This window comes from Chryseobacterium lineare (genome assembly GCF_977014045.1).
In genome coordinates, this window is record NZ_CDRNIQ010000001.1 from 2861007 (window position 1) to 2878515 (window position 17509).

Genomic DNA, 17509 nt, shown 5'->3' on the forward strand with positions numbered 1-17509 from the left:
TTTGATTCATTTTCGTCCCTTCAAGTAGATTTTGAAAATCATATTGAGAAGTTAGATTACCGGTCGGTAATATTGATGAGTTCTCGATACATTTTCTCCGCTTTGCTCCAAAAAATACTCGAACAGACGGAAATATTTGTATTGTACAATTAACGCACACATCACTTCGAGTAGATTTTGAAAATCATATTGAGAAGTTAAACTCCAAGTCGGCCGTACTCAAAAGTTCTCGATACATTTTCTCCGCTTTGCTCCAAAAAATACTCGAACAGACGGAAACATTTGTATTGTGCAATTAACGCACACGTCACTTCGAGTAGCTTTGAAAAAGCGTATCGAGAAGTTACATTCCCAGACGACCGTACTCAAAAGTTCTCGATACATTTTTTCTTCACTTTGTTACGAAAAAACACTCGAACAGACGGAAACATTTGTATTGTACAATTAACGCACACGTCACTTCGAGTAGATTTGAAAAAGCGTATCGAGAAGTTACATTCCCAGACGACCGTACTCAAAAGTTCTCGATACATTTTTTCTTCACTTTGTTACGAAAAAAACACTTGAATTGACGAACCCAATACCAAAATTTTGCAAAATGCATAATTAGTTATTATTTAAATCTAATATTCATTATTTTCTGAAGCGAAGGTATTGCTGTACTGCGACAAAACCTGTCGTGTTATATCATGAAACCGGCTTTAAGAAAAAACATAAGCTTAGCAGATTCATTTTCAGATATCTGTAAGCTTATGCTGAAAAAAAATCACATGTTAAATCTCCCATTTAAGATTCTCCTTTCGAAGAAGAATCTGTACTGCCGTTTCTTTTTGCGGCATGAAGCATCGGAAGAATGTGGTCAATCGTGTACTCCGAGGCTTTTTGCTCACCGCTGAAAATAATCTTTCCCAGCTGAGCAACTTCGCTGATGTACTGGTAAAGCTCCTTGTACAGGTGATTGTTCGTCGACGTAAATGTCTTACGCTGCTGCTGAAAAGCGGTCTGCTCATTACTTTTCGCGGTAATCGCCGTGAAGGCATCTTCCAGGGTGGTTAGCATATCGGCTTTCATTCCCTTGGCCTGTAATAATGCTGATTGTGCAGAAACGATTTGCTTCAGGGAATTAAGCGACATTAATGCCCCTTCAAAGTTTCTTTTTTTGATTTTTTTCAGCACATCTGTGGCGAGAGATGTTTTTACATTCGCCTTTTTAATGGCCATGTTGAGAATCTTCAAAGGTTTGCTGAGCTGATTTCCCAGGATGTAAAGATCTTCAGTAGTCTGCTTTTGCTGCACAAGCACCAGGTCAGCAGCCTCTTTGGCACGCACCTCATCTGTTTTGCTTTGCATGGCCTGCAGGTAACCGGAATTGAATAAATGATTCTCCGCTTCGAATAAAGACAAATCCCTACTTAAGCTTCTGAGTAATGCATCCGACATCGGAACATACTCTTCTTTTTGTAATTTCATAAATTGTATTTTTTTAAAATCGGGATAAAAATATATATTTTTTTGCAGTTTCTAAAATTTTTACCAATTTTTTTCACCATCCTTGGGATTATCTGATCCTGTCAGTATCATGCCTCATTTCCTGAACTTTTTGTCTTTTATCTTTTTCTTGAGTATAATTCCACTTACCTTGAGTATAACTCCACTGACCTCGGGTATAAGTCTACTGACCCTGAGTATGGGTCTACTGACCTCGGGTATAGCTCTACTTACCTTGAGTATGAGTCTACTGACCTTGGGTATGAGTCTACTTACCTCGGGTATAAGTTTAGTGACCTTGAGTATAGCCTTACTAACCTCGGGTAAAACTCTACTTACCTTGAGTATAAGTCTACTGACCCTGGGTATAGCTCTACTTCCTTCCATTTTTATTCTGATTTCGTAGATCTGAAATAAAAAAACTGACCTTGTTTCCAAGGCCAGATTATGATTAATGGCTAATGTTCTGTACCGTTTTTAAATTATAAAATGCTTTAGCCAAGATGTATTTTAAATTTTGGCTAAAGCCTGACATTCTTTTGCCTATTAAGATTGGGCTAAAGCCCAATCCTATTGATGCGGCAGTGTTTCTGTTATCCCGAACCTAAATCATTAAGTTCAGGAAACAGCTACGGCAACAGTTACACTTCCTATATTGTCCCTTAAGCCTTCGCCATATAATCCTTTTAAATCATCATTGATACAAAGCCAGAGCTGTCCGCTTGTCTGGCTGGTTCCGTTGTAACTATCCCCCACAAGAAATGCGTTATCAGATCCGTCTCCAACAGGCTGTTCACCTATAAATCCGCACAAAGCTCCCATGTTTGCTCCAAGCAGGGTGTATCCGGGCTGGTCTACTATAATCCCCGAAAATCCGTTAGCATCATACAATTCGCGATGGTCTGTATTAGGATCAGCTGTCCATAAGCCGTTTTGGTAATCAATTGAAATGGTATCGCCCGGCACTATTGTTAAACCTGTGTTTTGCCATGTCTGGTTTGCTTCAACTGTTACATTCATGGTCTTTTCTATTACCCAAACTTTTGCCCAATTTACCTGGTAAACCCATGTTGTGCCGGGAGCAGCGGTAGGTTGTAAATTAGAATTATAAGCCCAGACCCAGCCGGAATCGGGAACCCAGAAATTAAGAACCAGACTCATATCGGATTGCGGAACATTGGTTTCTGTGTAAAAAGGAGTGGGATTTTTATCTTTATTGATGTACCATTTTACGCCTTCTTCCGACCATTCTATACGCAGGACTACTGTTCCTGACAAGCTTGGCGGAGTGGGATTACTTACCACCTGGTCAAAATTATTCATGCTGCCATCCGTAACCACATATACGTTGGTATTAATTTGCTCCCCTTTGTCTTTCCAATAGTTGGATGAAATTTCAAAATCGATTTCATCATGTAAAAACGGACTTGAGGATATTAAATTATAGGCAAATAATGCCGCAACTACACCACCGGGAGCTGCTCCTTCGCCCAATATTGGTAAAATGACTTCCGCTTCAAAAGCAACACTATTGTAGGAAGCAAGACCCCATTTTTGAATGGTGCCTATTTGTGCGCCAAGGAAGGTCGTGTTGTTGGAATTGTTCGGATCATTGGTGCCCAGGTATAATTGTGCTACACTATTAATGACGGGTACATATCCATCTGGGCCAGGATAGTCGACCGGATTACGGATATTGGTTCGTCCGAAAAAGTCGGGGTTGTTGTTTTGTTGCCATTGCGGACTTTCCCAAACGGTACGGTCTACATCATTCCCATCTGTGAATGTGAAATACTCTAATAAAACCCAATTGCTTTGGGTTTCTGGTTTTGTTACTGTTTTCATGGTTGTTTTGGTTTTTTAGTTTTGGTTAAAGAGTTCTTTATATTTTATTGTAGCTTTTAAACAAAATATCAGCGATAAATACAGGTCTGGCATACTGAAAATAGTCCAGATACAATAGATTGGAAAAATAGCCAAATTGATTAGGTTGTCTTTGTGACATCATTTTCCTTCCTAATACTCTATTGGCATCCTGCGCATAAGACCACACAGCCGTTACTGGTGTAAGTGTCCAGGAAAGCAGGAATAAATCACATGGAACCTGTGGATCGTTTTTACATTTTCCATTAAAATTTCTAAGTTTCTCGAATTGGTCATTCTCCATTTTTGCTAAATCTGTTGTATCAGAATATTGATCAAAAACGGTAAGATTTCCTTTTGCCGGAGAACCGGAATTCCAGTCTCTGTAGACCCAATAGCCTGCTTCAGGATAATCTATCGCCCAATCTCCGTCAACCACTATTAAAACAGCTCCTTTACCGGCATTTAAATAAGCACCCATAGACACATCCGCTAATCTGGAAACACCTTGTGGCAAAGTTTTAAAAAGCCAGTTCCCTAAATATGAATTGATAAGATTTCTCATATTCTGATAACTCGCTTGTGAGAAATCATCAAAGTGAGAGAACTTTAAGATGGCTAGTTCCTGATGACCTTCATCAAAGAATTGTTTTATATTCTTTAACACAGAATCCAGCGAAGGCCCATAGACGATTCCATGACGTATATTTAAGTTGCCATCCAACCTTAAGTCAAAATATCTTGAACCTCCGCTTAGTTGTTCATACAAGTTCAGATCCTGTGTTCTTCCTGCCAGCCCTCCAGCGTACATTCCTGTATCATGGGTAGCGGGAAGCACCATTTTTTTCAACGGCAAATTGCTGATAACCGGCAACAGATTTTTCATAAAGTTCGCAGTGTCCATCACTTTACTATTGGAATACCATAATTGATACATACTTCCTTCATGAACCTGAACAGCTACGTTACCATTAAGAGATACACCTACTTGCGGATTGGCACCGGAATCAAAATTAGAAGAACCTCCCCAGGTAATTTCGTTTCCATTCACTTTTCCTACAAGCTGCCATAAACCTGTTAATCCTTGTGACTCATGAACCTCTACGACTGTCCCATCGTTTGTAAGGCCAACGCTCGGCGCTATACCATCCTGATATTCATGTGCACTTCCCCAGGTAATGCTTTTACCGTTAATTCTACCTACTCTGCACCAAAGTTTATTGTACGCCTGAGACTTATGAACCTCAACTACTAAACCATCATTATTAATACTTACAGACGGGGTTACTCCGTCATCATATTTATGACTGTCTCCCCATTCTATTTTTTTGCCTTTGATCTGACCAACCCGATAATACAATGAATCATACGACTGGGATTTGTGTACTTCCACAACTACTCCCTGGTCATTAACAGATACTGAGGGCTGTCTGCCACTGTCATACTTTTCATCTCCGCCCCAATCTATGGTATCTCCATTGATGGTTCCTACTTTGTAGTACATACTATTGGTAAAAGCATTACTCGTTTCATGTACTTCTACAACTACGTTGTTGCTATTGACCGCTACGGAAGGATGATAGCCACTGCTGTATTTATGGCTTGCCCCCCAGTTGATGGTAGCTCCATTCATACTTCCTACGTGGTACCACATATCAGAAGAAGCTTCTGAGTTGTGTACCTCTACTGCAAACTGACTGTTGGCAGCAACATTGCAATTACGTCCAGAATCATACTGTTCTGCTAATCCAAATTGAATTGTGTTCATGGTAATTTAGTTTTTTGGTTGATTGTTTTTTATGTTATGTTTTAAAAATTACAGTTTTAGTTCAGGGATTGACGAAACGATATCTGCGCTTAAGATCAATGTCAATCCAAATTTACGCACTGCATCAATGCCATCCTTACAACCTGCGCCAATCATATTTTCTATTTAAGATACAATTCGGTTATTAATACCATATATATCAGAATATTATACCACATTTTTTTTGTATGGGCGAATAATTTTCATACATTTATAAAAAACTACCATGAAAATCAACTCACTATTAGATATCTATAGAGAGAAACTCCTCATTCAGAGATACAGCCTGTCTTCGGTTAAAAATTACTGCAGTGCTGTTCAGCATTTTCTTACGATTTCTTCCGCAAGGTATTCTGATGCGGAAGCCATATCGCTGGCCTATATTGAGAATTTTGTGTTATGGAAAAAAAATGTACACAAAGTTTCTGCATCTCATCAGACGATTATCCTTTCCAGCATTGTTAAATTTTATAAACTGCTGTATAATAAGAATCTTAATCTGAGACATCTTTTCCCAAAACGGTATGAATCAACACTGCCAAAGTTTCTTACTAAACAAGAAATGAAGAAGTTGTTGGATTCCACAAAAAACCTAAAGCACAAAACCATTCTCACCACGATCTACGCCTGCGGCCTGAGACTCAGCGAAGCATTGGAACTGAAAATCTCAGACATCCAATTTGCTGATGCTCTAGTTCTGATAAGACATTCAAAAGGTAAGAAGGACAGGGTGGTCAGTCTGTCTCCGAAACTCATCGAGCTTCTGAGGTTATACCACAGAGAATACAGCCCCGGGGAATATCTTTTTGAAGGGCAATCCGGCGGGCCCTATTCCAAAAGAAGTGTACAGCAGATTCTCAAAAATGCATTGAGGGACGCGCATATTATTTCTGATGCCACCGTTCATACCCTCAGACATTCTTATGCCACCCATCTTCTGGAAAACGGAACAGATATCAGAATTGTAAAAGATTTACTGGGACACACGAATATCAAAACCACAGAAATATACACCCATGTTACGGATGTCAGTAAAATCAAAATCAAAAGTCCTTTAGAATCTTTATAATCCTGATTTAATTTATAATATTAAAAAATCTGACCCCTGTTTCCAAAGTCAGATTAATTTATTCATTAAAGGTGATCACTATTTGATCGGATCTTATTTTTTCGGCAGGAAAACTTCTGCCAACATACAGCGTGCGCTTCCGCCACCATTTACTTCAATAGTATTGAGATCTGAATAAATAATTTCACAGTATTTTTCTATTGCAGCAAGCTGGTCAAGATGTAAAGATTTATAGGCGGTTTCGCTCATTACTAGAAATTTGTCACCTTCTTTATTCTGAACCTGAAGCATATTTCCTGCAAACTGCTGCATCTGCTCTTCAGAAATTTCGATGATTTCTTTGCCCGAATTTTTAATGGTTTCGATTACCTTATTTCTTTCCAGTTCATCATCAATACAATCAAGGCAGATCACAACAAACTTATCGGCGACACACATCATCACATTGGTGTGGTAGATCGGAAGCCTTTCTTCTCCTACTGTCTGGAACGAATGAAAAACAACCGGAGTAAATCCGTATTTCTCACAAAATTCTCTGAAGAGATTTTCATCCAATCTCAATGATACGGATCCGTAAGCAATTTTATTATCGTGGTCGAAGATCATACTTCCGGTTCCTTCCAGAAAATGTCCCTGTGTTTCAGGGAAAGACCAGTCGTCGATTTCAGCAACTTCGAATCCCTGCTCTTTGATGGTTTCGATAATATCATCACGTCTTTCTACTCTTCTGTTGGAAGCGAACATCGGATATAAAACTACTTTCCCATCTTTATGGAAACTTACCCAGTTGTTCGGGAAAATAGAATCCGGAGTATGTGGATCCAATGTATCTTTTATGGTGATTACATTAATTCCTTTGCTTCTCAGTTTTTCCACGAACATTTTAAATTCCGATAAAGCTTTAAACTGAATATCAAAACCTTTCTGCTCAGTCTGGAAGTAGTTGTTTTTTGCGGTTTCTTCGTTAAAGCCAAATGCAATCGGCTCTATCATTAATACGGTATCTGTTGTCTGCATAATTTTAGTTTGTGGTTGATGGGTTTGAGAGTCTGAGTGTTTTAGTGTTTTAGTGTTTTAGTGTTTTAGTGTTTTAGTGTTTTAGTGTTTTAGTGCAAATTTATTTACTATTCATTTGTTGTAGAAAATGTACACCAGCTTTTTGCTTGACTCATCATATTCACCAACTTTCCTATTATCTGGTTGTACTGATTGTTTAAAATAATAAATTGATCTTCATTTATATAATTACATTTTCTGGCAAATAATAACCATGTCTGAGTTTCTCTTGCTTCGCCCTCTGAATCTGTAATTTTGGAAATAAAAGATTTTTCATATCTCCTTTTACCCCAGGCTTCACTAATGTTGGCCGAAACCGACCGTGAAGATCTTCTGATCTGATCTGTAAGGGAATAAAGCTCTTCTTTAGGGAAAATTTTTGAAATCTCATAGATTTCCATTGCGGCTTCAATAGATTTCTGATAAACCTTTAGATCCTGATAAAATTTTATAGTAGGCATAATCATTTGTATTTAATTTTAAAAATATAAAACTTTTTAAACAAACACAACTCTGTTACCCTAAAACCCTCAGACTCTAAAACTCTACCACTCAAACATTATCACTCTCTCACAAGCGGCATTGTAGAACATCTCAGCAATCCTCCCATTTTAGAAATCTCGCGATACGGAATTTCTTCTACGGTCATTCCCCATTCGTTTTTAAGGTGGCTATTCATTCTGGTAAAAGTTTTATCAGAAACGACTACTTCAGGGGAGATCGAGAAAATATTCGGAAACATTTCAAACATTTCTTCTGATGTTACATGGAAGCAGTTTTCTTCGCCGAAAATATCAATGATGAGGCGGTAATCACTTTCATCCACAAAGCCATCCTTATAGATAATGCATTTATCTTTACCGATCGGGTTGAACGTGCAATCAAGGTGTAAAATACCCTCATAAGGAATTTTATCATTTTTCTTTAATTCAAGATCGATAATTCTTTTTTTAGGAAAGTATTCTTTAAGAATTTCAATCGCATATTCGTTGGTCCTGGCGGTTTTATAGCTTCTGTAATCTTCGCTGAAGCAGGTCCCGATGAATAAGAAATCATCCCATACAATGACATCTCCTCCTTCAATATGGGCAGTTTCCGGGAGATTGATTATTTTCCGCCATTCTACTTTTTCAAAAATATTTCTGTACGCATCCTGTTCATCCGCTCTGTCTGCAATAACATTGGAGATAATCATTTTATCATCTATCACAAACGCAACATCTCTAGCGAAAACCTGATTGTAATCTTCGATAATGCTTGGCCTCAGCACTTCGACATCATATTTCTTGAGTACTGCTTCAAAAGCATCCATTTCACTGATGATATCTGATTCCTTCGGATATATATTGTTTTGGATGGAATAATATGACTTAGCATCGTAGCTTTCCTCAAGTGTAGGAATCCCTCCCATTGAATTAGGTTGTCCCAAAACCACTGATTTCAGCCTTCCTGTTTCGTTTTTAATATTTAGATTCATAAAGATTTATGCAATGCTACAAATATAAGTAAAGGTCTGTATCTGGGAAACTTTTGAAGCGTTTTTAAAGGCAGGCCGCAATATTAATCTGGAAAATATTCTTATTACAGTTTTTTACTCGAGTCAATCAATAGACTAAAATAATTGTTTGCTTAGTTAATGGATTTTCACAGATATTTTTTTAATCAATAATTTTTATTTTTTTTTAAATAGCATTCAATTTAATTTCCTATATTAGTGATATATTAATCAACCTAAATCATTAAAAATCAATCATCAAAATCATTACATTATGAAAACAAAAAATCCTGTGCTAAAAAAAGCACAAAAACTTGGGAGAGATCAGCAAAAATCTATTATTGGAGGAGCATCGGCGGCGAGACGCTGTTGCGAGTTTGACTTTGAAACCGGAGCATGTACTCTTTGGACGTGTGACAGATGTCAATGTCCATAAATAAAAATTAAAAGGCCGTTTCACGAATTGTGAGACGGTTTTTTATAAAATATTTCTTTGTATTTAATCCTGTTTCATTTTTTCAGGACATTACAATTCCGTGAAATAAAGTTCTTTAAAATATTGTGTTCTCCAAAAAGGAATGAAGAATTTCCAAAAAGTATTTTTATCTATAATACCTTTTTGATATAGTCTATAAAAATCTGTGATTCCACGATAAAAATAGTACAGAAGTACCAACAAAGCAAACATATTATAATGCCCTTGTTTTGCGACTATAAACATTATAACCAACGGAAATAATATACATAGATAATAAACTATTATATTCTTCATAAACTCTATTTATTCATGATGGCAAGAATGTAAACAACCTCCCGCTATTATTATTGTTAATTCAGGGTAAAATATTAATCCAATTGTAAGCTTCCAAAATAGAAAATGGAAAATTAATAATAAGTTTAATTTTGACACTGGCTATTTTTCGTCAATTATCTTTGACAGCTCAAGAAATGTTAGAAATATTAGAAAATATTTCTTTATAAAAGATAGATATAAATAATTTGATTAAATATAAAAACTCCCAATTCTTGGGAGTTTTTATACTTGATATTAATCTTGTATTATCTGTTTACCATATCGATGTAATCTCTCTTCTGAGCACCCTGATATACCTGTCTTGGTCTTCCGATAGGATCGCCTTTCAGTCTCATTTCTTTCCACTGAGAAATCCATCCCGGAAGTCTTCCTAATGCAAACATTACGGTGAACATTTCCGTAGGAATTCCTAATGCTCTGTAAATAATTCCTGAGTAGAAATCTACATTCGGATATAGTTTTCTTTCTACGAAATATTCGTCTTCAAGAGCTACTTTTTCCAATTGCATTGCGATATCAAGCGCTTTATCATGAATACCCAGTGAATTAAGGATGTCATCTGCCGCTTTCTTAATGATTTTTGCTCTAGGATCAAAGTTTTTGTACACTCTATGTCCGAAGCCCATTAAACGGAAGTTGTCATTTTTATCTTTAGCTTTAGCCACCCATTTGTTCACATCTCCGCCATCTTTTTCAATAAGTTCAAGCATTTCGATTACTGCCTGGTTTGCACCACCATGAAGCGGCCCCCAAAGTGCAGAAACCCCTGCTGAAATAGAAGCAAAAAGACCTGTATGAGCAGAACCAACCATTCTTACGGTAGATGTAGAACAGTTTTGTTCATGATCTGCGTGAAGGATTAATAATTTATCTAAAGCCTGAACTACCACAGGATCAATTTCAAACTCCTGGTTTGGCATTCTGAATGTCATTTTGTAGAAGTTTTCTACATAATTCAGACTGTTATCTCCGTGGTTAAGCGGTAATCCCTGAGTTTTTCTATACGTCCATGCGCAAAGATGAGAGAATTTGGCGATCATCAATTCTGCAGCAAGATCCATTTCTTCTTTAGAATTTACATTAACCGCTTTTGGGTTAAAAGCTGTCAAAGCAGAAGTTAATGAAGATAAAACTCCCATGGGATGAGCAGAACGAGGAAAAGCATCGATGATCTTTTTCATCTCCTCTGCTACGAAATTATATTTTTTAATGTTTGATTCGAAAGAACTGTACTGATCCTGAGTAGGCAATTCACCGTTTAACAACAGATACATTACTTCTGTAAAGTTTGATTTATCAGCAATCTGCTCGATTGGATACCCTCTGTAGAATAATTCTCCTTTATCTCCGTCTAAGTAAGTGATGTCGCTAAGGGTAGCTCCGGTATTTTTGTAACCTAAATCAAGAGTAATAAGACCCGTCTGGTCTCTTAATTTTGAAATATCAATTCCTCTGTCTCCGATAGTACTATCCACAATTGGATATTCATACGAATTACCGTCGTAATTCAATATTACTTTGTTGTCTGACATTATTTATTTTTTTTCTAAATATACTATTTATTATAAAATACGGCAAACTAAAAATTTCGCTTGCCGTTATTTATAAATTCGATTAATTATCTTTTGATTTTAAAGGCATCTAAGCCTGGAAACACTGCTGTTTCACCCAACGCTTCTTCAATTCTCAACAACTGGTTGTATTTTGCCATTCTGTCTGATCTTGAAGCAGATCCTGTTTTGATCTGTCCGCAGTTCATTGCTACTGCTAAATCAGCGATTGTGGAATCTTCTGTTTCGCCAGATCTGTGAGACATTACTGAGGTGAATCTGTTGTTTTGCGCCATTTGTACAGCGGCCATTGTTTCAGAAAGAGAACCGATCTGGTTTACTTTTACAAGGATTGAGTTGGCAATTCCTTCTTTTACTCCTCTTGAAAGTCTTTCAACATTCGTTACGAATAAATCATCACCTACCAACTGTACTCTGTCACCTATTTTATCGGTTAACATTTTCCAACCTTCCCAGTCATTTTCCTGCATACCATCTTCGATAGAGATGATCGGATATTTTGCGGCTAATTCTGCCAAGTAAGAAACCTGCTCACTGCTTGTAAATTGAGCGGCATCCGGAGTCTGGAATTTTCTGTAATCGTAGATTCCGTCTTTATAGAATTCTGAAGCAGCACAGTCAAGCGCTAACATGATGTCGTCACCCGGCTTATAACCTGCCTTTTCAATTGCCTGTAGCAATGTGTCCAAAGCATCTTCAGTTCCTTTAAAAGTTGGCGCGAAACCACCTTCATCACCTACCGCGGTGGATAAGCCTCTTGAGTGAAGAATAGATTTAAGGTTATGGAAAATTTCAGTTCCTTTTCTTAATGCGTGAGAGAAAGAATCTGCTTTCACCGGCATGATCATAAATTCCTGAAACGCAATCGGCGCATCTGAGTGAGAACCTCCGTTGATCACGTTCATCATCGGAACAGGAAGTGTATTGGCATTAACACCACCAACATATTTGTATAAAGGCATTTTCAACTCTGCTGCCGCTGCTTTGGCTGCAGCTAAAGAAACACCAAGGATTGCATTGGCGCCAAGATTTCCTTTATTGCTCGTTCCGTCAAGATCAATCATAATCTGATCGATAAGATTCTGATCGTAAACCGGAAGCCCTACCAATTCAGGCGCAATTACTTCTCTTACATTCTCAACAGCTTTAAGAACACCTTTCCCCATGTATTCTGAACCGCCATCACGCAATTCCACGGCTTCATGCTCTCCTGTAGACGCTCCTGAAGGTACTGCTGCACGACCCATCGCACCGCTTTCCGTGAATACATCTACTTCAACTGTAGGATTTCCTCTTGAATCTAAAATTTGTCTCGCTTCTATGTAAGAAATGTAACTCATTGTTCTTTTTTTATAGTTTAGACAAATTTAATCAATTTTTAACTTTTCAAAGCACAGAGGAACCAATTTATACGTTTATTCTGAGTTAAATTTTAGTTAATTTTAGGATTGTGATAATTTATTTTAAATTATATTTTTCTCTCTCTTCAGGGGTAAGAGCTCTTAAAGTCTTTGCTTCTTCAGCCTTAGCATCACTTGCGGCTGTTTCAGAAATTTTTTCCTGCAGTTTGACTATTAAATCTACAACCTTATCAAAGCTATTAAAATAACTATCATCTTTACATTGCTCAGGAAAATTAACACAGTGTTCTTCAAGTCTATACAATGCGTCTCTGAGCATATTTACCGGCGCTGTTCTTTCTCCTAATTTGGATAATGTTTCAGCTATTTTTGTTATTTGTTCAGCTGAAACACTGTCTCCTGATTTCAGTTTACCTGTAAGTTTACTGGTAATATCCGTTGTAGTCGCTATAGCGGCATCCGGCTGAACTTCTGATAAAATTTTATCAATTTTACCATTATTATCAAGACTTATAACAGCTCCTCTGCGAGTAGCATCATACGACATCTGATAATTTGACCCTTTATTTTCCAGTTCCTTCAACGTGGCTTTATGTCTTATGTTACATGACATTAATGACACAATTACGAATAGATAAAAAACTATTTTCATGGCATTACATTATAAATTGAATTTTCTTTTTCATTAAATCTTACATTTCCTTTTTCAAGCACTATTGCTAATGCTGAAAATTCCTGAAAGTCCAAATCATCTATAATCTCAGGATCTGTATCTTTAAGCTTTAATATAACCTTCCCTTTTTTTGAAGTTATATTCCATTCTAATAAATAGTCAACAATTATTTTCATGGTCCATTTTATTTTAAGTTAATTAGTATTTATTTTTAAATGTATTTGCTAGCAATCATATAAATGCGTTATTAAGAAACACTTTTTTTCTGTTTTTCATTTGTTTTAATAAGTAAATAGCCCGCACTACTTGTTCCCATTAAAGCCAAAGCATAATTATCAAAAACAGGAAACTCTGTAGTATTAGTAATGAATTGGCAGACAAATACTAAACCGAAAATAATATTAAACAATAAAGCCTGGTAACGATGCACACTTATTCCGCCGGCATCTGATAATATATCTTTTATAAAACTCTTACTCTCAGTATTTTTTTTGGAGGTTGGTATTTCATTATCAATATATGTTGCCACACTTGCAGTCCCCACACTGATTCCTAATAAAAGTAAAATTGAAGGTTCTTTTAGGTTCAAAAGCAAATCAAAGTTACCATTGTTTCCTATACCAGCGCACAAACATATTATTACAATCATTGTCCAGTAAAACAACTGGCTTCTGGAAAAGCTAAATGTTTTGTCTGACCCATTATCGACCTGTCTGTCTTTTAATAAATCCGTTTTAACAGCAAGCCACATTCCGAATGTAAAAATGGCTACAGGAAGAACATATTCGAATAAAATTTTCATGGTTGTTAATTTTTAATTTATACTTCAAAGTTATTTAAAAAAGTAATTTGTTTCAATTACACCTAAGGGTGATTTATAAAAATACTAATAAAATTTTGTCTTTCTCAAACATTCATTCTGAAAAACAAATGCGTTCCGTTTTCAGTAGTAATTTCACAATGTCCGTTCTGTTCCTGCATTCTTCGTTTCATATTACGAAGGCCATATCCTTCCGGATTTTCATTGTTAATTCCAATTCCGTTGTCGGAAATCTTCATGATGAATTTGTTATTCTTTTGAAGAAATGACAAGATAATCTGATTGGCCTGACTGTGCTTATAAATATTATTCAGAGCTTCTTTTAAACACAAGAATAAATTTCTTCTTTGTTCGGTTGAAATGGTTGTTTCTTCAGTTATATTTTCGCTTTCTGTAATGATTAGAATTGTTGTTTTCTTAAGAAAGTTTTGTGCATACATTTCAGCATAATCGATAAAACTTCCCAGTGTATCATTCCCTGAATTCAGGCTCCAAAGCATTTCTCTCATGGAAATATTCATTTCTTCGGAGGTTTTCAGAAGTTCGTCGATATCACTTTTTAGATCTTCATTTTCAGCGCGCTGTTTTAGAAACTCTGCCTGCAGCTTTAAAGCCGAAATACCCGCTCCGAGATCGTCGTGCATATCATGGGAAATTCGTTCCCTTTCTTTTTCTATTGATCTTTGTTTTTCGAGTTCTTTTTGAAGGAGTTGGTTTTGGTATTCGGATTCTTTGAGTTGTTTTTCTTTAATGTATAGAAGTTGCTTTCGGTTGTACATTAAAACAACGAAAATTATAAACATAACAAATAAAAGTACTATAGCTATTGCTATTATATAAGTACTTCTAATAATCTGAGGCAATTCTTCTTTTAAAATTATACTCATATTTATATAAAGAAATATAAAACATTAAATACAACAGGATATTTACCGCATCAAAATTACTTTTAATGAAATCTGAAAATTCCTTATCGTTATAATAAAAATAATACATCGGTAAACATCTAAAAATACCAAAACAGCTCCAAATTAATAACCCTGAACTAATCCAAAAGTTAGGATCATTAAAAATTTTAGTGTCATCTACTGTTAGAATCTTATTAGAATACCAAAGAATAGAATGACATATCAAGAACAACATCACTGCAATAGCTACTTTTTCATCGAAATCCAATCCCCAAAATTTTGTGAAAAATATTATAAATACTAAACAAAGTAAAAGTGATATTTTGGACAAAGTTTTGAGAACTTTTTTATATAAAATTTTAAAATAAAAAGAATAAAAAAAAATAGAAACAAAAATTAAATATAAATTGTATTGTAATCCTATCAATATATTTTTGTCAATTTTATCAATAATGAACGAATATACTTCAACTATTACTGTTACTAAAAGGTATATTAGCAAATTATTCTGAGCAGAAAGACCATACTTCCTGCCCAGAATAAAAGATTTGAAAAAAACAACAATTAATACTATGTTGTATATAAAATTTAATATCAATTTCTATGGTTTTAGGTTACCTAAATCATAATATCCTTCGTAAACTTTATTGTTTGCAGCATCGATATGATGAATTCTGTCACTATCTTTAATGTATGCACATAATGTTAGTCGATTTTTTCGGTTTTGGTCTTCAATACATATTACCTCAAACCTCACATCATCTTCAAATCCATTAAATAAGAATATTTTTTTCATTGAATAAGTAATGTACTCTGTAAGCAGAGAATTTTGAATCAGCTCAATTTTACTTCCTACCCCGCTTTTATAACGTGCAGATATATTGTCAAAATCGGGAGAATATCTATCCAGCTTTGTAAACTCTCCTTCTTTTAATGTATAGGCGCTCTCCATATTTAAGTCTACTTTTATATTTGAAGCATTAAAAGTTTCAATATCAGAAAATCTAAATAAAAGGCTTAAATCACCATTGTCATCGATAAAAAATATATGCATAAATCTTTTATCCCAATTTTCACCGATAATTTTATTAAATAATTTTTTATCAATAATGAATTCGTCTTTAATTTTAATTTGAGCAGTATTACAAGCATTGACAAATCTTTCCTTATCTGATTCATAAGTAAATATTGGATCATTAAGATAAAGATTTAAGTAATATTTAATACCTATCAGTAATTCACTATCACAATCAGCATTTTCAATAATTGTAACTAGTTCTTTTTTCAATTCTTCACATGATAAGTCAAGATTTGTTCTCATAATTCTTAGTTTTTAAAATGGTTAAGTTTATTAATAGCCTCCACTTTGTTACTGACGTGGAGTTTTCTGTAAATGTTTCCGACGTGTTTTTTCACGGTATCAATACTGATAAATTTCTTATCAGCGATTTCTTTGTAAAGCAACCCTTGAGAAAGAAGCTCCAGAATTTCCTTTTCTCTTTCTGTTAACTCATCAAAACCCTTTATTTCCGGAAGTTTTCTCTCGAAGTAACTTAATACCTTTCTGGCAATTGAAAAGCTCATGGGCGCACCGCCATTGTAGACGTCACGAATAGAAGTAAGTATTTTATCCATGCTTTCGCCTTTCACAAGATATCCCATTGCACCCGCTTTAAGAGAACTAAACACCTTGTCGTCGTCCTCAAAACTTGTACACATGATAAACTGAGTATTCGGAAGTTCTTTTTTTAGCTTTTCAATAATTTCAATGCCGAGCATATCCTGTAACTGAATATCCATCATCACGACATCCGGAGAAATGTCAGAAAGATTTTTCAGCGCTTCATTGCCATTGAAGAACTGGGCAACAACTTTCATATCATCCTGATAATTGATGACTTTCTTCAACGCATTGTTGTAGTTCTTTTCGTCTTCTACTATGGCTATGGAAATGCTCATGCTTTTGGTTTGTTTAAAGCAAATTTCACCAGAAAAAAGAGAAAAGTCAATTACTCTTTTGTGTAATTTTAAAAGTTTGAGTCTCCTTTTATTGGTTTAGTTTTTGTTTTTATTAAATTTAGTGAAAATTACTTTACTTTTTAAAATAATTAACAATCAATACATTAAAAAAAATTAACATCATGAAAAAGGGAATTTTCATCGCAGTTGCAATGATTTCATTATCGCTGACAGGCTGTAAAAAAAGTGAAAGCGGAAATAAAAGTGTACTAAAATCAGACAGTTCAGGAGTAATATTGGCAGATAACGGTAAAGTAGATTCTACCGTTCAATATCAAACTGATGTCAACGGAAAAAAATATGTAAAAACAGATTACGTTTACAAAGCCACTGATGGAAGCCTGGTAAAAGTAGTTTTTAATTACGAAGAAAAAACAATGAGTGTCAGAAGTAATAATAAGACTTTTATTCTGAATAAAGTAGAATCTAAAGGAAACGAAACGACTTACGAAAAAATGGATATGAAAGCCACCGTAAAAGGAGATAGTTTGATTTTAGATCAGGAAAATAATATTATCCAACTCGTAAGGACGAAAATTTAAACATAAAAAAACCGTTCAGCAAT

The 17509-nt window shown here is 35.4% G+C and carries 17 protein-coding genes; 2 read left to right on the plus strand and 15 right to left on the minus strand.

The genetic code is table 11. From position 1 onward, the window contains the following. Positions 1-786: 786 nt before the first annotated feature. The 4 genes from ACWNCI_RS12630 to ACWNCI_RS12645 form a co-directional block, all read right to left on the minus strand. On the minus strand, positions 787-1470 hold the full coding sequence (locus ACWNCI_RS12630; RefSeq protein WP_346983961.1) for a hypothetical protein: 684 nt from the start codon (positions 1468-1470) through the stop codon (positions 787-789). A gap of 114 nt (positions 1471-1584) precedes the next feature. Then, complete coding sequence (locus ACWNCI_RS12635) at positions 1585-1875, minus strand: hypothetical protein (protein WP_449388576.1); 291 nt, start codon at positions 1873-1875, stop codon at positions 1585-1587. 231 nt (positions 1876-2106) lie between these two features. Beyond that, a complete protein-coding gene (locus ACWNCI_RS12640) occupies positions 2107-3333 on the minus strand; it encodes a glycoside hydrolase family 16 protein (protein ID WP_449388577.1) in 1227 nt (408 codons plus the stop codon). Between the two features lie 37 nt (positions 3334-3370). Then, on the minus strand, positions 3371-5119 hold the full coding sequence (locus ACWNCI_RS12645; protein ID WP_449388578.1) for a hypothetical protein: 1749 nt from the start codon (positions 5117-5119) through the stop codon (positions 3371-3373). 265 nt (positions 5120-5384) lie between these two features. On the opposite strand from ACWNCI_RS12645, the gene ACWNCI_RS12650 reads away from it, so the two are divergent. Beyond that, the gene (locus ACWNCI_RS12650; RefSeq protein WP_449388579.1) at positions 5385-6227 is read left to right on the plus strand and encodes a tyrosine-type recombinase/integrase; all 843 of its coding nucleotides are present in this window, start codon (positions 5385-5387) and stop codon (positions 6225-6227) included. A gap of 93 nt (positions 6228-6320) precedes the next feature. Here ACWNCI_RS12650 and ctlX read toward each other — a convergent pair whose 3' ends face one another. The 11 genes from ctlX to ACWNCI_RS12705 all read right to left on the minus strand — a co-directional run bounded on the left by ctlX (position 6321) and on the right by ACWNCI_RS12705 (position 16884). Beyond that, entirely contained in the window at positions 6321-7244 is a 924-nt protein-coding gene (ctlX, locus tag ACWNCI_RS12655; RefSeq protein WP_449388580.1) for a citrulline utilization hydrolase CtlX, read from the minus strand. Positions 7245-7351: 107 nt separating this feature from the next. Then, positions 7352-7744 (minus strand): four helix bundle protein, encoded by a 393-nt coding sequence (locus ACWNCI_RS12660; protein ID WP_449388581.1) that lies wholly within the window; start codon positions 7742-7744, stop codon positions 7352-7354. 101 nt (positions 7745-7845) lie between these two features. Next, positions 7846-8760: a dimethylarginine dimethylaminohydrolase family protein gene (locus tag ACWNCI_RS12665; RefSeq protein WP_449388582.1), complete on the minus strand. Its 915-nt coding sequence runs from the start codon at positions 8758-8760 to the stop codon at positions 7846-7848. 1077 nt (positions 8761-9837) lie between these two features. Further along, complete coding sequence (locus ACWNCI_RS12670; RefSeq protein WP_042719957.1) at positions 9838-11124, minus strand: citrate synthase; 1287 nt, start codon at positions 11122-11124, stop codon at positions 9838-9840. 86 nt (positions 11125-11210) lie between these two features. Then, positions 11211-12503: a phosphopyruvate hydratase gene (eno, locus tag ACWNCI_RS12675; protein WP_346983954.1), complete on the minus strand. Its 1293-nt coding sequence runs from the start codon at positions 12501-12503 to the stop codon at positions 11211-11213. Between the two features lie 118 nt (positions 12504-12621). Continuing rightward, positions 12622-13176, minus strand: coding sequence for a hypothetical protein (locus tag ACWNCI_RS12680; protein WP_449388583.1), 555 nt, complete (start codon positions 13174-13176; stop codon positions 12622-12624). Next, positions 13173-13373 (minus strand): hypothetical protein, encoded by a 201-nt coding sequence (locus ACWNCI_RS12685; protein ID WP_346983952.1) that lies wholly within the window; start codon positions 13371-13373, stop codon positions 13173-13175. Before ACWNCI_RS12685 ends, ACWNCI_RS12680 begins: the two co-directional genes overlap by 4 nt. Before the next feature lie 71 nt (positions 13374-13444). Next, on the minus strand, positions 13445-13999 hold the full coding sequence (locus ACWNCI_RS12690; protein ID WP_449388584.1) for a hypothetical protein: 555 nt from the start codon (positions 13997-13999) through the stop codon (positions 13445-13447). Between the two features lie 104 nt (positions 14000-14103). After that, complete coding sequence (locus tag ACWNCI_RS12695; RefSeq protein WP_449388585.1) at positions 14104-14904, minus strand: sensor histidine kinase; 801 nt, start codon at positions 14902-14904, stop codon at positions 14104-14106. A 622-nt stretch (positions 14905-15526) separates the two neighbouring features. After that, positions 15527-16246 carry a hypothetical protein gene (locus ACWNCI_RS12700; protein WP_449388586.1) on the minus strand — a complete coding sequence of 240 codons (720 nt, stop codon included), beginning with the start codon at positions 16244-16246 and terminating at the stop codon, positions 15527-15529. Positions 16247-16251: 5 nt separating this feature from the next. Beyond that, the gene (locus ACWNCI_RS12705; protein WP_449388587.1) at positions 16252-16884 is read right to left on the minus strand and encodes a response regulator; all 633 of its coding nucleotides are present in this window, start codon (positions 16882-16884) and stop codon (positions 16252-16254) included. A gap of 182 nt (positions 16885-17066) precedes the next feature. On the opposite strand from ACWNCI_RS12705, the gene ACWNCI_RS12710 reads away from it, so the two are divergent. Next, the gene (locus tag ACWNCI_RS12710; protein ID WP_449388588.1) at positions 17067-17486 is read left to right on the plus strand and encodes a hypothetical protein; all 420 of its coding nucleotides are present in this window, start codon (positions 17067-17069) and stop codon (positions 17484-17486) included. The last annotated feature ends 23 nt before the right edge of the window (positions 17487-17509 follow it).

Coding starts and splice junctions, on each gene's coding strand:
- ACWNCI_RS12635 (WP_449388576.1), bottom strand. CDS start 1,875: ATGGAAGGAAGTAGAGCTATACCCAGGGTCAGTAGACTTATACTCAAG.
- ctlX (WP_449388580.1), bottom strand. CDS start 7,244: ATGCAGACAACAGATACCGTATTAATGATAGAGCCGATTGCATTTGGC.
- ACWNCI_RS12680 (WP_449388583.1), bottom strand. CDS start 13,176: ATGAAAATAGTTTTTTATCTATTCGTAATTGTGTCATTAATGTCATGT.
- ACWNCI_RS12710 (WP_449388588.1), top strand. CDS start 17,067: ATGAAAAAGGGAATTTTCATCGCAGTTGCAATGATTTCATTATCGCTG.
- ACWNCI_RS12690 (WP_449388584.1), bottom strand. CDS start 13,999: ATGAAAATTTTATTCGAATATGTTCTTCCTGTAGCCATTTTTACATTC.
- ACWNCI_RS12650 (WP_449388579.1), top strand. CDS start 5,385: ATGAAAATCAACTCACTATTAGATATCTATAGAGAGAAACTCCTCATT.
- ACWNCI_RS12695 (WP_449388585.1), bottom strand. CDS start 14,904: ATGAGTATAATTTTAAAAGAAGAATTGCCTCAGATTATTAGAAGTACT.
- ACWNCI_RS12700 (WP_449388586.1), bottom strand. CDS start 16,246: ATGAGAACAAATCTTGACTTATCATGTGAAGAATTGAAAAAAGAACTA.
- ACWNCI_RS12660 (WP_449388581.1), bottom strand. CDS start 7,744: ATGCCTACTATAAAATTTTATCAGGATCTAAAGGTTTATCAGAAATCT.
- ACWNCI_RS12665 (WP_449388582.1), bottom strand. CDS start 8,760: ATGAATCTAAATATTAAAAACGAAACAGGAAGGCTGAAATCAGTGGTT.
- eno (WP_346983954.1), bottom strand. CDS start 12,503: ATGAGTTACATTTCTTACATAGAAGCGAGACAAATTTTAGATTCAAGA.
- ACWNCI_RS12630 (WP_346983961.1), bottom strand. CDS start 1,470: ATGAAATTACAAAAAGAAGAGTATGTTCCGATGTCGGATGCATTACTC.
- ACWNCI_RS12705 (WP_449388587.1), bottom strand. CDS start 16,884: ATGAGCATTTCCATAGCCATAGTAGAAGACGAAAAGAACTACAACAAT.
- ACWNCI_RS12670 (WP_042719957.1), bottom strand. CDS start 11,124: ATGTCAGACAACAAAGTAATATTGAATTACGACGGTAATTCGTATGAA.
- ACWNCI_RS12645 (WP_449388578.1), bottom strand. CDS start 5,119: ATGAACACAATTCAATTTGGATTAGCAGAACAGTATGATTCTGGACGT.
- ACWNCI_RS12685 (WP_346983952.1), bottom strand. CDS start 13,373: ATGAAAATAATTGTTGACTATTTATTAGAATGGAATATAACTTCAAAA.
- ACWNCI_RS12640 (WP_449388577.1), bottom strand. CDS start 3,333: ATGAAAACAGTAACAAAACCAGAAACCCAAAGCAATTGGGTTTTATTA.